Source organism: Curtobacterium sp. 320, from assembly GCF_031455235.1.
GTDB lineage: Bacteria > Actinomycetota > Actinomycetes > Actinomycetales > Microbacteriaceae > Curtobacterium.
On sequence record NZ_JAVDSI010000006.1, the window covers coordinates 161,167 to 175,940 of the forward strand.

The window sequence follows — 14,774 nt, forward strand, 5'->3', positions numbered from 1 at the left end:
CCAACCGGCCCGGGTGTGTCAGTTGTTCGTGAAGCCGACGAGCAAGCCGCCGGTGATCCGCACACTGAGGTTGTAGAGGACACTCACGATGGCGCCGAGCACGGTGCCGACGACCACGTTGAGGATGCCCACGACGATGGAGAACCCGAGCACCTGGCCCAGCGAGAACTGGTCCATGATCGAGTAGTTGTTCTGCCCGGTGACGTCCTTCAGCAGGGCGTCGATCTGGGTGAAGACACCGGTCTGGTTCAGGATGACCCACACCAGCGCGGTGGCGACGACGATCACGATCGAGCCGGCCAGGGCGATGAGGAAGCTGAGCTTCACCATCGACCAGAAGTCGACGTACACGAGCCGCAGCCGCACCTGACGGGTGCCGACGGGCCGCTTCGCCTTCTTCTGGAGCTTCTCGGCGACACTACTCATTGCTTGACTGGTCCTCTCCGGCCACGGTGTCCGTGGGCACTGTGTCGGCGGAGTCGGCGGCCGCTTCGTCCGGGCTGACCGTCTCCACCGGGCCCGCAGGCTCGATCTCGGCGTCGTCCTGGTCGTCCAGGTTCCGCTCTGTGTTCCGGGCCACCGCGATGATCCGGTCGTTCTCCGCGAACCTCGCGAAGACCACACCCATCGTGTCGCGACCCTTGGCGGGCACCTCGGCCACGGCAGACCTTACCACCTTGCCCGATTGCAGCACGACGAGCACCTCGTCGTCCTCGCCCACGATGAGAGCACCCACAAGGTCGCCTCGGTCAGCGGCCAGCTTGGCCACCTTGATGCCGAGACCACCACGGCCCTGCACGCGGTACTGGTCGACCGACGTGCGCTTGGCGTAGCCGCCCTCGGTCATGACCCACACGTAGCCGTCGTCCGAGACGACCCGGGCTGCGAGCAGCGAGTCGTCGTCGCGGAAGGACATGCCCTTCACGCCGGAGGTCGATCGACCCATCGGGCGCAGGGTGTCGTTCGTCGCGGTGAAGCGCAGCGACATGCCGTGCTTCGACACGAGCAGGAGGTCGTCGTGCTCGTCGACGAGGAGCGCCTGTACCAGGGTGTCGCCGTCGCGCAGGTTGATCGCGATGATGCCGCCGGTGCGGTTCGTGTCGTACTCGGTGAGCGGGGTCTTCTTCACGAGACCGTGCGCCGTGGCGAGCACGAGGTACTGCGCCGCCTCGTAGTCGCGGATGTCGAGCACCTGCTGGATCTGCTCGTCCGGCTGCATGGCGAGCAGGTTCGCCACGTGCTGACCCTTGGCGTCGCGGCTGGCCTCCTGCAGCTCGTAGGCCTTCGCGCGGTAGACCCGCCCCTTGTCCGTCAGGAAGAGGAGCCAGTGGTGCGTCGTCGTCACGAAGAAGTGCTCGACGATGTCGTCGGCGCGCAGCTGCGCACCCTTGACCCCGCGGCCGCCGCGGTGCTGCGAGCGGTAGTTGTCGCTGCGCGTCCGCTTGACGTACCCGCCGCGGGTGATGGTGACGACCATCTCCTCTTCGGGGATGAGGTCCTCGATGGACATGTCGCCGTCGAAGCCGAGCAGGATCTCGCTGCGGCGGTCGTCGCCGAACCGCTCGACGATCTCCTCGAGCTCGTCGCCGATGATCGTGCGCTGACGGGTCTCCGACGCGAGGATGTCCTGGAAGTCGGCGATCTTGCGCTCGAGCTCCTCGGCCTCGTCGTGGATCTTCTGCCGCTCGAGGGCGGCGAGACGACGGAGCTGGAGCTCGAGGATCGCGCGCGCCTGGATCTCGTCGACGGACAGCAGGTCCATCAGGCCGGTGCGGGCCTCTTCGACGTCGGGCGACCGGCGGATGAGCGCGATGACCTCGTCGAGGGCGTCGAGCGCGGCCAGGTAGCCACGGAGGATGTGGGCGCGCTTCTCGGCCTCCCGCAGCCGGAACTGGGTGCGGCGGACGATGACGTCGATCTGGTGGTCGACCCATGCCGAGATGAACCCGTCGAGCGCGAGGGTGCGGGGCACGCCGTCGACGATCGCGAGCATGTTCGCGCCGAAGTTCTCCTGCAGCTGCGTGTGCTTGTACAGGTTGTTGAGGACGACCTTGGCGACGGCGTCGCGCTTGAGCACGATGACGAGGCGCTGACCGGTACGACCCGAGGTCTCGTCGCGGATGTCCGCGATGCCGGCGAGCTTGCCGTCCTTCACGCCCTCGGCGATGCGGATCGCGAGGTTGTCGGGGTTCACCTGGTACGGGAGCTCGGTGACGACGAGGCAGGTGCGACCCTGGATCTCCTCGACGTTGACGACCGCACGCATCGTGATCGAGCCACGACCGGTGCGGTAGGCGTCCTGGATGCCCTTCGTGCCGAGGATCTGCGCCCCGGTCGGGAAGTCCGGGCCCTTGATCCGCTGCATGAGCGCGCCGAGGAGCTCTTCACGCGTGGCGTCGGGATGCTCGAGCGCCCACTTGGCACCCGCAGCGACCTCGCGCAGGTTGTGCGGCGGGATGTTCGTCGCCATGCCGACCGCGATGCCGACGGAGCCGTTGACCAGCAGGTTCGGGAACCGTGCCGGCAGGATCGCGGGCTCCTGCGTGCGACCGTCGTAGTTGTCCTGGAAGTCGACGGTGTCCTCGTCGATGTCCCGGACCATCTCCATGGCGAGCGGCGCCATCTTGGTCTCGGTGTACCGCGGGGCAGCGGCGCCGTCGTTGCCCGGGGAACCGAAGTTGCCCTGGCCGAGCGCGAGCGGGTACCGGAGCGACCACGGCTGCACCAGGCGGACGAGGGCGTCGTAGATCGCGCTGTCACCGTGCGGGTGGAACTGCCCCATGACGTCGCCGACGACGCGCGAGCACTTCGAGAAGGCCCGGTCGGGACGGTAGCCGCCGTCGAACATCGCGTAGATCACGCGGCGGTGCACCGGCTTCAGTCCGTCACGGACCTCGGGCAGGGCACGACCGACGATGACGCTCATCGCGTAGTCGAGGTACGAGCGCTGCATCTCGAGCTGCAGGTCGACCTGCGAGATGCGGTCACCGGAGACGACGATGTCCCCGCTGTCGCCGTGGACGATCTCGGGCTGCTCGTCGGCGCCGTTCTCGTTGTCGTCAGCCATGTGGCTTCGTTCCCTTTCTGGACAGCCTGGAGGCTGTGGTTCCGTCAGTCGCGCCGGGCGCGACCACAGGTGGTCAGGACTGGTCCGCGCGACTCACGCCGCGCCTCCAGGCCAGGATCAGATGTCCAAGAACCGGACGTCCTTCGCGTTCTGCTGGATGAACTGGCGACGGGACTCGACGTCCTCACCCATCAGCGTCGCGAAGACGCTGTCCACCGCGGCGGCGTCCTCGAGCGTGACCTGCAGGAGCGTCCGGGTGTCCGGGTTCATCGTGGTGTCCCACAGCTCCTTGTAGTCCATCTCGCCGAGACCCTTGTAGCGCTGGATCCCGTTGTCCTTCGGGATGCGCTTGCCGGCGGCGAGGCCGGCCTGCATCAGGGCGTCGCGCTCCCGGTCGCTGAACACGTACTCGTGCGCCGAGTTCGACCACTTCAGGCGGTAGAGCGGCGGCTGCGCGAGGTACACGTAGCCGCGCTCGATGAGCGGCCGCATGTAGCGGAACAGCAGGGTGAGGAGCAGGGTCGTGATGTGCTGGCCGTCGACGTCGGCATCGGCCATCAGCACGATCTTGTGGTACCGGGCCTTGTCCGGATCGAAGTCCTCGCCGATACCGGCGCCGAACGCCGTGATCATCGACTGGATCTCCTGGTTGGCCAGGGCACGGTCGAGGCGGGCCTTCTCGACGTTGAGGATCTTGCCGCGCAGCGGCAGGATCGCCTGCGTCATCGGGTTGCGACCCTGCACGGCGGAACCACCGGCGGAGTCACCCTCGACCATGAAGATCTCGGAGACCGTCGGGTCCTTCGACTGGCAGTCCTTGAGCTTGCCGGGCATGCCGCCCGACTCGAGGAGGCCCTTGCGACGGGTGGTCTCGCGCGCCTTGCGTGCGGCGAGACGGGCCTGCGAGGCCTGGATCGCCTTGCGCACGACGTCGCGGGCCTGCGTCGGGTTGCTCTCGAACCAGTGGGTGAGCTCGGTGCCGACGACGCGCTGGACGAAGCCCTTCGCCTCGGTGTTGCCGAGCTTGGTCTTCGTCTGCCCCTCGAACTGCGGCTCGCCGAGCTTCACGGAGATGACGGCCGTCAGCCCTTCACGGATGTCGTCACCCGTGAGGTTGTCGTCCTTCTCCTTGATGATCTTCGCCTCGCGCGCGTACTTGTTGACCAGGTACGTCAGCGCCGCGCGGAAGCCCTCTTCGTGGGTGCCGCCCTCGTGCGTGTTGATCGTGTTCGCGAAGGTGTGGACGCTCTCCTGGTAGGAGGTGTTCCACTGCATCGCGACCTCGAGCGCGATCTTGCGCTCCGGGTCCTCGGCCTCGAAGCCGATGACGTCCGGGTGCACCAGGTCGGCCTTCTTCTGGGCGTTGAGGTACTCGACGTAGTCGGCGAGCCCGCGCTCGTAGAGGAAGGAGTCGTGCCGTGCCTCTTCACCCTCGGCCGGGGTGCGCTCGTCGGTCAGGGTGATCCGCAGGCCCTTGTTGAGGAAGGCCATCTGCTGGAAGCGCGTGCGCAGGGTCTCGTAGTCGAAGACGACGGTCTCGAAGATGTCGGCGTTCGGCCAGAAGGTGATCGTGGTGCCGTGGCCGTCGTCTTCCTCGTCCTTCGACAGGGGCGCGACCGGGACGCCGTCGGTGTAGCTCTGGCGCCAGACGTGGCCCTGCTGGCGGACCTCGACGTCGAGCTCGGAGCTCAGCGCGTTGACGACCGACGAACCGACGCCGTGCAGACCACCGGACACCGCGTACGCGCCGCCGCCGAACTTGCCGCCGGCGTGCAGGACGGTGAGCACGACCTGGACGGTCGAGACGCCCTCGGCAGCGTGGATCCCGACGGGGATGCCACGGCCGTTGTCGACCACTCGGACGCCGCCGTCTTCGCGGATGGTGACGTTGATCGTGTCGCAGTAGCCCGCGAGTGCTTCGTCGACGGAGTTGTCGACGATCTCCTGCACGAGGTGGTGCAGACCGCGGGGACCCGTCGACCCGATGTACATGCCCGGACGCTTCCGGACGGCTTCGAGTCCCTCGAGCACCTGGATCTGGTCTGCGCCGTACGCTGGATCGCTCTGCGGGGTCGCCTCGCCGGACGAGTTCTGTCGGTCGTCGTCAGATCCGGATGTCATTCGAAGGTGCTCCTGCCTGCGCGCGGAACACCCGCGCACTGCACCTCTCAGTCTACCGCAGGACCCCCTCCTCCGAGGGCGGATTCCGGCCGTGGACGGCCTTTTTTCGTCCTCCCGGACGATTTCGTCGCCCTACCCGTAAGTGTCGCGGGGACCGCGCCCCTGAACCGTCCTGGGACCGCGTTTCCAGGTGGGGGCGTCGGGGCCCGAAACCCGGATCGACTGGACCCCCGCCTCGGGGTGCCGCTCGGCGATGGTCGTCGTGACGGTGCTGCGCATCAGTCGGAGCTGGGTCGCCCAGGCCGTCGAGTCGCACCGGATGACGAGTGCACCGTCGTCGATGGTCACGGGTCGGGAGTGCTTCGCGAGTTCCTCGCCCACCACGGCGGGCCAGTCCACGAACAGCTCGGACCGGGCGAGGGGCTCGGTCCAGCCCAGTTCCTGCGCGAGCGAACCGACGACGTCGCCGAGTCCGGCGGGCTCGCGACCGCGACCGTAGGGCACGGAGTCGGGATCGAGTCCCTTCATGCGGCGCCGGCGCGCGTCGACGCCGCGCTTCGAGGGGTCGCCGAAGACGGCGCGGAGGTGCCGGTAGACCCGCGAGGGCTCGGTCGGCTTCGACGGCTTCGGCATCAGACGCCCGCTCCGGTCGGGTCGGCTTCCGCCCGGTGGTCTTCCGGTTCTCCGGTCGGACTGGAGGCGCGGCTCGGCTCCGCCTCGTCGGTCACGATCGTGCCCGATTCGATCCGGACGGTGTGCGCGGCCAGCTGCTCGGGCACGTCACCGAACACCGCCGCGGTGATGAGCACCTGCTCGTAGTCGGCGACCGCCCCGGCCAGGCGTTCCCGGCGGGACTCGTCGAGTTCGGCGAACACGTCGTCGAGGATGATGATCGGATCCCCCAGGCTCGACTCGGCGCGGAGGATCGAGGCACTGGCCAGCTGCACGGCGAGCGCGAACGACCACGATTCCCCATGACTGGCGTAGCCGCGGGCAGGTAACCCGTTCAGCTGGAAGAGGACGTCGTCGCGGTGGGGACCGACGAGCGTCAGGCCGCGGTCGAGCTCGTCGCGTCGACGCCGTTCGAGTGCCGCGCGGAACGCATCTGCTGCTGCGGTGACGGTGACCGGCTCGTCGGGTGTCCCGAGGACGGGATCCGTCGCGGCCGCGTCCTCCGGGTCGCCGCCGCGGACGCTCAGGACTCCGGTGATCGACGCCTCGTGCCGTTCGCCGGCGACGGTCGCGTAGGCCTCGGCCACGAACGGGGCGAGCCGCCGGGTGAGGTGGTCACGGGCGGCGATGATCTCGGCGCCGAACGCCACGAGCCGCTCGTCCCAGACGTCGAGCGTCGCGAGCGAACCCGCCTTCGCACCGGTCGCCCGGGCCGACTTCAACAGGGTGTTCCGCTGCCGGAGCGTCCGGTCGTAGTCGGCGAGGACGCCCTGCATGCGCGGGGCGATCTGCCCGAGGAGCTCGTCGAGCATCCGGCGTCGGCCGGCCGGTTCGCCCCGGACCAGCGCGAGGTCCTCGGGAGCGAAGAGGACGCTCGTGCAGTAGCGCGGGAGCTCGCGGGGCTTGATGGCCGAGCGGTTCACCTGCGCCCGGTTCGCGCCGGTGCGGTTGATCTGGACCTCGGCGAGGATGCTGCGGTCCTCGTGCGCGAGCCGAGCGCGGACGATCGCCGCGTCGCAGCCCTGCCGCACGAGTGCCGCGTCCGTCGGGACCCGGTGCGATCCCAGGGTGGAGAGGTAGCCGATCGCCTCGACGAGGTTGGTCTTGCCCTGTCCGTTCCGGCCGACGAACAGGTTCGGCCCGCGTGCGAGGTCGACCTCGGCCTCCCGGTAGTTCCGGAAGTCCGTGAGTTGCAGGTGGTCGACGTGCACGCGGGCCGTGGCCGGGTTGCCCCGGTTGGACTACGCCTTCTTGACGGCGTGGCCGCCGAACTGGTTGCGGAGCGCCGCGACGGCCTTCATCGTCGGGGACTCGCTGCCCTGACGCGAGACGAAGCGGGCGAACATCGCCGCGGAGAGCGCGGGCATCGGCACCGCGAGCTCGATCGCCTCTTCGAGGGTCCAGCGACCCTCGCCCGAGTCGTCGACGTAGCCCTCGAGCTCGTCGAGCTTCGGGTCCTCGTTGATCGCGAGGACGAGGAGGTCGAGCAGCCAGGAGCGGACGACCGTGCCGCGCTGCCATCCGGCGAAGACCGCCGGGACGTCGTGGACGATGTCCTTCGCCTCGAGGAGCTCGTAGCCCTCACCGTACGCCTGCATGATCGCGTACTCGATGCCGTTGTGGACCATCTTCGCGTAGTGACCAGCGCCGACGCCGCCGGCGTGCGAGAAGCCCTCTTCGCGCGGGCCCTCGGGACGGAGCGCGTCGAAGACGGGCATGGCGAACTCGACGTCCTCGGGGGCGCCGCCCACCATGAGGCCGTAGCCGTTCTCCTTGCCCCAGACACCGCCGGAGACGCCGGCGTCCATGTAGCGGATGCCCTTGGCGTCGAGCTGCTTGGCGTGCACCTCGTCGTCGAGCCACTTCGAGTTGCCGCCGTCGATCACGAGGTCGCCCTCGCTCAGGACGTTCGACAGGTCGGTGATCACGTCGTCGGTGATCTTGCCGTGCGGGACCATGACCCACACGAGCTTCTTGCCCTCGGGGAGCGCCGCGGCGAGTGCGCCGAGGTCGGCGACGTCCGAGACGGCGGGGTTCGCGTCGTAGCCGGTGACCTCGATGCCTGCGTTGCGGAGACGGGCACGCATGTTGTTGCCCATGCGACCGAGGCCGACAAGACCGATGTGCATGATTTCCTCTTCTGTTCGTCGTCGCGCTGATGCAGGGATGGCGCGTCAGCGCAGTGTTCGGCTGTTGCGCTTACCGCAGCAGGAGATTGGGCTGCAGCAGGTACCGGTATCCGTCCGCGGCCGGGGCCTCTTGCGAGGTCTGGCCGGTGATGAGCACCGGGCCCGGCTTGTTGGGGTTCTCCGTCTTGGTGAAGGAGATCCGGACGAACTCGGAGTGCACCGCGTTCAACCCGTCCAGGAGGAAGGCGGGCTTCAGCGAGACCACCGTTTCCTCACCGGTTAGCAACGCACTGATCGACTCTGACGCCTGCGCTTGTTCGGAACCGATCGCTTCGAGCGTGAGCCCGTCGACCGTGAAGGAGAACCGGAGGGCGGCTTCGCGCTCCAGGACGAGGGAGACCCGTCGGACCGCCTCGACCAGTTCCGCGGTGTTGATCACCGCGTGGTCCTGGACGGTCTCGGGGAAGAGCCGGCGGACCGGCGGGTAGTTGCCCTTGATGAGCAGCGACGTGACGGTCTTGTCGTCCGCGTGGAACGCGATGAGCTCGCGATCGGACGAGCCGCTGATCGACACCGAGACGGTGGACGCCGAGCCGAACGTGCGGCCCACCTCTTGCAGGGTGCGGGCCGGGACGAGCGCGTGCAGCGGGTCCGACCCGACGCGGCCGGAGTCCCACGCGATGGTGCGGACGGCGACGCGGTAGCGGTCCGTCGCGATGAGCGACAGGTCGTTGTCGCCGACCTCGAGCTGGACGCCGGTGATCACCGGGGTGACGTCGTCGCGGCTGGCGGCGACGGCGACCTGGGACACGGCTTCGGAGAAGGCGTCGCCGGGGATGACGCCGGTCTGCTCACCGATCTCCGGGAGCGTCGGGTACTCCTCGACCGGCATGGACAGCAGCGTGAAGTGCGCCGAACCGCAGGTGACCGAGATCTTCGAGTCCTCGGTGGTGAAGGTGACCGGGGCGTTCGGCAGGCGACTCGCGATGTCGTTGAGGAGCCGGCCGGAGACGAGCACCGTGCCGGGGTCGTCGATCTGCGCGGCGATGGACGTCTGCGCCGAGACCTCGTAGTCGAACGACGAGAGCGTGAGTCGATCGCCGTCGGCGTGGATGAGGACGCCCGAGAGGATCGGGAGGGTCGTGCGCTGTGGGAGGAGCTTCACCGCGAAGGAGACGGCTTCGGAGAAGACGTCCCGGTTGACCTCGAACTTCACAGCTGGAACCCCTGTCGATCGGTTGGACTGTCCGGCCGCCCCATTGTGGCACAGCCCGGCGAGGCCCGGATTTCTTGTCATCCCGCCGTCCACAAGGTTGGCCCGCTGAGATCAATCGTTAACCAGGAGTAATGGTGTTAACGCCTGTGCACACTGTGGATAACCCTGTTAACACCGCTTGTCCACAGGGAACTACACACGTGTGAGTTGTGAGTGGTGTGTGGGCGGCGTCTGGATGAATGAATCTCATCTATCCACTTCCATCCCCAGTCTCCACAGGTGGCCCCTCCGCTGTGAACAACCGACCGGCGTGTCCTCCACAGTTATCCACAGGCTTTCCACACTGTGTGAAGTCCGGCGCATGGAACCGTCTCAGATGGTGGATGCGCGCGGAAGCAGGCCGACCCGACGGTCGTCAGCCGCGCCTCCAGGGCCGTACCAGATGTGCGCAGCGCGACGCAACGCGACGTGCGTCAGCGGTAGCGGCGGTCCTGCTTGATGCGGCTGGTCAGCTCCGTGACCTGGTTGTAGATCGAGCGGCGCTCCTTCATGAGCTCCGCGATCTTCTTGTTGGCGTACATGACCGTGGTGTGGTCCCGGTTGCCGAAGAGCTGTCCGATCTTCGGCAGCGACAGGCTCGTCATCTCACGGCAGAGGTACATCGCGATCTGCCGTGCCGTGGCGATCGCCTGCGAGCGGGAGGACCCGTAGAGGTCGTCGACGGAGAGCTTGAAGTACTCCGCGGTGTGGTTGATGATGTCCGTCGGCGCGATCACGTTGTCGTCGTCGAGCGTGATGAGGTCCTTGAGGACCGTCTGCACCAGGGCCATGTCGACGGCCGTCCGGTTGAGGCTCGCGAACGCCGTGACGCGGATCAGGGTGCCCTCGAGCTCGCGGATGTTGCTCGACACCTTCGACGCGATGAACTCGAGGATGTCGTCCGGCACCTGCAGGTGGTCGGACTGCGCCTTCTTGCGGAGGATCGCGATGCGGGTCTCGAGGTCCGGCGCCTGGACGTCGGTGATGAGGCCCCACTCGAAGCGGGAGCGCATCCGGTCCTCGAACCCGGTCAGGTGCTTCGGCGCGACGTCCGACGTGATGACGACCTGCTTGTTGTGGTCGTGCAGCGTGTTGAAGGTGTGGAAGAACGCCTCTTGCGTGGAGTCCTTGCCCTGCAGGAACTGGATGTCGTCGATCAGCAGGATGTCGATGTCGCGGTACCGCTGCTGGAACTGGTTCGACCGGTTGTTCGCGATCGAGTTGATGAAGTCGTTCGTGAACTCCTCGCTGGACACGTACCGCACCCGGATCCCCGGGTAGAGGCTCTCGGCGTAGTGGCCGATCGCGTGCAGGAGGTGGGTCTTGCCGAGGCCTGAGTCGCCGTAGATGAAGAGCGGGTTGTAGGCCTTCGCCGGCGCCTCGGCCACCGCGACCGCCGCCGCGTGGGCGAAGCGGTTCGACGAGCCGATGACGAAGTTGTCGAAGTTGTACTTGGGGTTGAGCCGGGACTCGGGGCGACCGCTGGTCCCCGGGGAGTCGATCTGGCTCGGGACGAACGGCGCCTCGATGTACTGGCGGGGTGCCGCACTCTGCTCGACGGCTTCCTGCACCGGCTCGGCGTACTCGGGGACGTTGCTCGTGACCTGCGTGTCGACCCGCGGCTCGGACGCCATGTCCGGGTTCACCGTGATGGCGAAGTTCGCGACCGTGTCGTCTCCGATGCGGGAGACGGCCTCGGTGATCGGGATGCGGATCCGCTGCTCGAGCATGCCGCGGGTGAGGTCGTTCGGCACCTCGAGGTAGAGGGTGCCGGCGAGCACGCCCTTCGGCTCGACCAGGTTGAGGAAGCCGTGCAGCTGCGGGGTGATGCGGTCGTCCTCCGAGAGGAGTCCGAGGACGGATGACCAGAGGTCCTCGACGGGGTCGGCCGGCATCGTCATGTCGCGCTCGTCTCCTGATGTCGTGTCGTGCTCGTCGCTGGTGCTCGTCTGCACTGGGTGTCCACCGCCGCCGGACGGACCGGCGCAGCGTCGACCGCCGGAACGTTCCTGGCGAGTCGTCGTGAGTCCGGGTGGCATCGTCGACGTCCCGGACGCGTGTCGTCCCGCATGGTGGTCCACAGGGTTGTCCACAGTCTTGTCCACGACCGGCGCGAGCCGCACGACGAGGGGAATCCCCCGTCGTACCGGGCCGCTGGCCGGTCGATCACCCCACTGTAAAGGACTCGAGCGCGTCGTACCGAACGCACGTTTTCCCCAATGTGGATAATGAACGTGCGCACCGCTCCCGCGGTCGGGTCGACGACGGCGTTTGACCTGCTCGCCCCTGTCACGTACCGTTAACCAGTTGACTGCGGCCGTTCGGTCGCGCCCATCTGCGTCGTTCGGCACCGAGCGACTACACATACGTGACGGCTCGCCGCGAGCAGCCGTGTGGAGAACATCATGAGCAAGCGCACCTTCCAGCCGAACAACCGCCGCCGCGCCAAGAAGCACGGCTTCCGCGCCCGCATGCGCACCCGTGCCGGCCGCGCCATCCTGGCCGCACGTCGCGCCAAGGGCCGCACCGAGCTCAGCGCCTGATCAGGCTCCCCGCCTGATTTCGTCCTCCGGTACCGACTCGTGTTGGCCCGCGCCAACCGGATCGTCCGAGGTGACGACTACCGGTCCGTCGTGCGTCGTGGTCGCAGAAGCGCCACGGCGCACGCCGTCGTATCGGTGGTCCGTCGCACCTCGGACGACCCATCGAGCGGTACCGGTCCGACACGGTTCGGGTTCATCGTCGCGAAGACGGTGGGCAACGCCGTGACCCGGAACCTGGTCAGGCGTCGCCTCAAGGCGATCGCGCACGGGCTGCTCGCCGACATCCCCGTCGGCTACGACGTGGTGGTCCGCGCACTGCCAGCCGCTGCGCAGGCCGGATGGCCTACCCTGCTCGAAGACGTCTCGCGCTCCTGTGCGCGTGGTGTGGAGAAGGCAGCATGAACCGCAACCTGTGGACCCGGCTCGCCTGGGCCGTCGCGTTGCTCCCGCGCAACGTGTGCGTCATCGTGCTGCGCGCCTACCGTGCCGTGATCTCACCGCTCTACGGCAACGTCTGTCGGTACCACCCCTCGTGCTCCCGGTACGCGCTCGAGGCGATCCAGCAGTACGGCGTCGTCCGCGGATCGGCCATGGGTGCATGGCGCATCGCACGGTGCAACCCCTGGGCAGCCGGGGGCATCGACGACGTCCGTGCACGGCGTCGCCCCTACGACGTCAACCGGTTCGGGTTCGTGCTCGCACCGACCCAGCCGCAGCCGCAGCCCACGGGTGGTTCCACCCTGCCGGTCCTGCTCCCCCAGCGCACTCGAAAGGCGTGACAGTCCCCATGGACCTCGGATTCATCGGAACGATCCTCTGGCCGCTCAAGTGGGTGGTCTCGGCCATCCTCGTGGGCTTCCACTGGATCTTCGAGAGCATCGGCATGGACCCCGGAGCCGGCATCACCTGGGTGCTCTCCATCATCTTCCTGACCTTCGTGGTGCGCGCCGCGCTCATCCCGATCTTCGTGCGCCAGATCAAGTCGCAGCGCCGCATGCTCGAGGTGGCGCCGCAGCTCAAGAAGATCCAAGAGAAGTACAAGGGCAAGAAGGACCAGTTCTCGCGTGAGGCCATGAGCCGCGAGACCATGGCGCTGTACAAGGAGACCGGGACGAACCCGCTGAGCTCCTGCCTGCCGCTGCTGATCCAGATGCCGATCTTCTTCTCGCTGTACTCGGTGCTGCACGAGGCGCAGATCAACAAGACGGGCATCGGCCTGCTCACGAACGACCTCGCCGCGTCGTTCGGCAACGCATCGCTCTTCGGCGCTCCCCTGCACGAGACGTTCACGAACGCCTCCGGCTGGGAGGTCCGGGTCATCGCCGGCGTCATGATCGTCGTGATGACCGCCTCGCAGTTCATCACCCAGCTGCAGCTCGTCGCGAAGAACATGTCGCCGGAGACCAAGGAGTCTCCGATGTACCGCCAGCAGAAGATGATGCTGTACATCCTCCCGCTGGTCTTCGTCATCTCCGGTCTGTCGTTCCCCCTCGGCGTCATGTTCTACTGGCTCGCCTCGAACGTCTGGACGATGGCGCAGCAGTACTTCGTCATCCGCAGCATGCCGACCCCCGGTTCCGAGGCCGCACTCGCTCGTGAGGCACGTCTCGCGAAGAAGGCGCAGCGTCGTGGTGCCGCCACCCCGGTCCTCGCCGAGGCTGGCGCCGGGGCCGGTGCCGCCGAGATCGAGGCCGTCCGTGTGACGACCCAGCGGCAGCAGCCTGTCGGCAAGAACCGTGCCAAGAAGAACGGGAAGAAGTAAGTGACCGAGCAGGACACCGCGGACGCCGTGGACACCACCGTCGACACCTCGACCGCGACCGTGGACGACGACGCCCGCGACGAAGCCGACATCGCGGCGGACTACATCGAGGAACTCCTCGACATCTGCGACCTCGACGGTGACATCGAGATCGAGGAGCGTGCGGGCCGCGTGTACCTCTCCGTCACGGACGAGGGCGACGCGCTCCGCGTGCTGTCGAAGCCAGACACCGTCTCGGCCCTGCAGGAGCTCACGCGCATCGCCGTCCAGGCGGAGACCGGCGAGTTCAGCAGGCTGATCCTCGACGTCGGCGGCTCACGCGATGCTCGTGCGTCCGAACTGCAGCGGCTCGTCGACACCGCCATCGAGCGCATCGAGGCGGGTTCGACCACGGCTGCACTCCCCGCGATGTCGTCGTACGAGCGCAAGCTGGTCCACGACCTGGTCGCCGAGAAGGGCTTCCACTCGGAGTCCGAGGGTGAGGGTCGGGACCGCCACACGGTCGTCACCCGATGACCGAGACCGCACCTCCCGTCCTCGAGACGGAGCCGGCGGCTGCTGCGACGCTCTTCGGCGATCGCCTGGATCTGGCGCGTTCCTTCACGAACGAGCTCGCTCGACGCGGTGAGGAGCTCGGCCTGATCGGCCCGCTCGAGCTGCCGCGCTTGTGGACGCGACATATCCTCAATTCTGCGGTGCTCGCTCCACTCCTGGAGGAACGGGGCCGGGTCGCCGACGTCGGTTCCGGTGCTGGACTCCCCGGCCTGGTGCTCGCGATCGCCCGGCCCGACGTGCACCTCACGCTCATCGAACCGATGGAACGGCGAGTGGATTGGTTGACGTCAGAGGCCTCGCGCCTGGGCCTCGACAACGTCGAGGTCGTCCGTGCCCGTGCTGAGGACGTCGCCGACGACATCGTCGTCGACCAGGTGACTGCGCGGGCCGTCAGCGCCTTGTCGAAGCTGATCCCCCTGACCGTGCCCCTGGTTCGATCCGGTGGCCAGCTCATCCTCATGAAGGGCGCCCGCGTCGAGGACGAGATGGAGAAGGCCCGAAAGGTCATCCTCCGGAAGCGTCTCGCCGATGTCGAGGTGCTCGAGCTCGGAGTCGGTGTGGTCGAGGAGACCACGCGCGTCTTCCGGGCTACAGTTGACTGACGCTGCGGCTCGGGCCGGTTCGACCGGCCACCAGTGGCTCCGCGTTCCACGTGAAACACCGAACCGGG

At 67.6% G+C, this 14,774-nt stretch carries 14 protein-coding genes; 6 read left to right on the plus strand and 8 right to left on the minus strand.

All coding sequences use genetic code 11. From position 1 onward, the window contains the following. Positions 1-18: 18 nt before the first annotated feature. The 8 genes from J2X60_RS10265 to dnaA form a co-directional block, all read right to left on the minus strand. Positions 19-426: a DUF3566 domain-containing protein gene (locus J2X60_RS10265; RefSeq protein WP_070417462.1), complete on the minus strand. Its 408-nt coding sequence runs from the start codon at positions 424-426 to the stop codon at positions 19-21. Next, on the minus strand, positions 419-3,067 hold the full coding sequence (gyrA, locus tag J2X60_RS10270; protein WP_309887303.1) for a DNA gyrase subunit A: 2,649 nt from the start codon (positions 3,065-3,067) through the stop codon (positions 419-421). The genes J2X60_RS10265 and gyrA overlap by 8 nt, the downstream gene beginning before the upstream one ends. A 117-nt stretch (positions 3,068-3,184) precedes the next feature. Then, positions 3,185-5,188 carry a DNA topoisomerase (ATP-hydrolyzing) subunit B gene (gyrB, locus tag J2X60_RS10275; protein WP_070417464.1) on the minus strand — a complete coding sequence of 668 codons (2,004 nt, stop codon included), beginning with the start codon at positions 5,186-5,188 and terminating at the stop codon, positions 3,185-3,187. A 132-nt stretch (positions 5,189-5,320) separates the two neighbouring features. Continuing rightward, on the minus strand, positions 5,321-5,821 hold the full coding sequence (locus J2X60_RS10280) for a DUF721 domain-containing protein (RefSeq protein ID WP_071294231.1): 501 nt from the start codon (positions 5,819-5,821) through the stop codon (positions 5,321-5,323). Continuing rightward, on the minus strand, positions 5,821-7,071 hold the full coding sequence (gene recF, locus J2X60_RS10285; protein ID WP_309777631.1) for a DNA replication/repair protein RecF: 1,251 nt from the start codon (positions 7,069-7,071) through the stop codon (positions 5,821-5,823). The genes J2X60_RS10280 and recF overlap by 1 nt, the downstream gene beginning before the upstream one ends. A gap of 30 nt (positions 7,072-7,101) precedes the next feature. Next, the gene (gene gnd / locus J2X60_RS10290; protein WP_092385584.1) at positions 7,102-7,989 is read right to left on the minus strand and encodes a phosphogluconate dehydrogenase (NAD(+)-dependent, decarboxylating); all 888 of its coding nucleotides are present in this window, start codon (positions 7,987-7,989) and stop codon (positions 7,102-7,104) included. A 70-nt stretch (positions 7,990-8,059) separates the two neighbouring features. After that, positions 8,060-9,205 carry a DNA polymerase III subunit beta gene (gene dnaN / locus J2X60_RS10295; RefSeq protein ID WP_070417468.1) on the minus strand — a complete coding sequence of 382 codons (1,146 nt, stop codon included), beginning with the start codon at positions 9,203-9,205 and terminating at the stop codon, positions 8,060-8,062. A gap of 473 nt (positions 9,206-9,678) precedes the next feature. Further along, on the minus strand, positions 9,679-11,145 hold the full coding sequence (dnaA, locus tag J2X60_RS10300; RefSeq protein WP_070419317.1) for a chromosomal replication initiator protein DnaA: 1,467 nt from the start codon (positions 11,143-11,145) through the stop codon (positions 9,679-9,681). Between the two features lie 504 nt (positions 11,146-11,649). Here dnaA and rpmH point away from each other — a divergent pair. The 6 genes from rpmH to rsmG are packed head-to-tail and all read left to right on the plus strand — an operon-like array spanning position 11,650 to position 14,706. Beyond that, complete coding sequence (gene rpmH / locus J2X60_RS10305) at positions 11,650-11,787, plus strand: 50S ribosomal protein L34 (protein ID WP_058724833.1); 138 nt, start codon at positions 11,650-11,652, stop codon at positions 11,785-11,787. 39 nt (positions 11,788-11,826) lie between these two features. Next, positions 11,827-12,189: a ribonuclease P protein component gene (gene rnpA, locus J2X60_RS10310; protein WP_070417469.1), complete on the plus strand. Its 363-nt coding sequence runs from the start codon at positions 11,827-11,829 to the stop codon at positions 12,187-12,189. Beyond that, positions 12,186-12,566: a membrane protein insertion efficiency factor YidD gene (gene yidD, locus J2X60_RS10315; RefSeq protein ID WP_071294227.1), complete on the plus strand. Its 381-nt coding sequence runs from the start codon at positions 12,186-12,188 to the stop codon at positions 12,564-12,566. The genes rnpA and yidD overlap by 4 nt, the downstream gene beginning before the upstream one ends. Before the next feature lie 8 nt (positions 12,567-12,574). Beyond that, the gene (gene yidC / locus J2X60_RS10320) at positions 12,575-13,549 is read left to right on the plus strand and encodes a membrane protein insertase YidC (protein ID WP_070417471.1); all 975 of its coding nucleotides are present in this window, start codon (positions 12,575-12,577) and stop codon (positions 13,547-13,549) included. After that, positions 13,550-14,065 (plus strand): R3H domain-containing nucleic acid-binding protein, encoded by a 516-nt coding sequence (locus J2X60_RS10325; protein ID WP_175473651.1) that lies wholly within the window; start codon positions 13,550-13,552, stop codon positions 14,063-14,065. It abuts the gene before it with no gap. Then, complete coding sequence (rsmG, locus tag J2X60_RS10330; protein ID WP_092385580.1) at positions 14,062-14,706, plus strand: 16S rRNA (guanine(527)-N(7))-methyltransferase RsmG; 645 nt, start codon at positions 14,062-14,064, stop codon at positions 14,704-14,706. The genes J2X60_RS10325 and rsmG overlap by 4 nt, the downstream gene beginning before the upstream one ends. Positions 14,707-14,774: the final 68 nt, after the last annotated feature.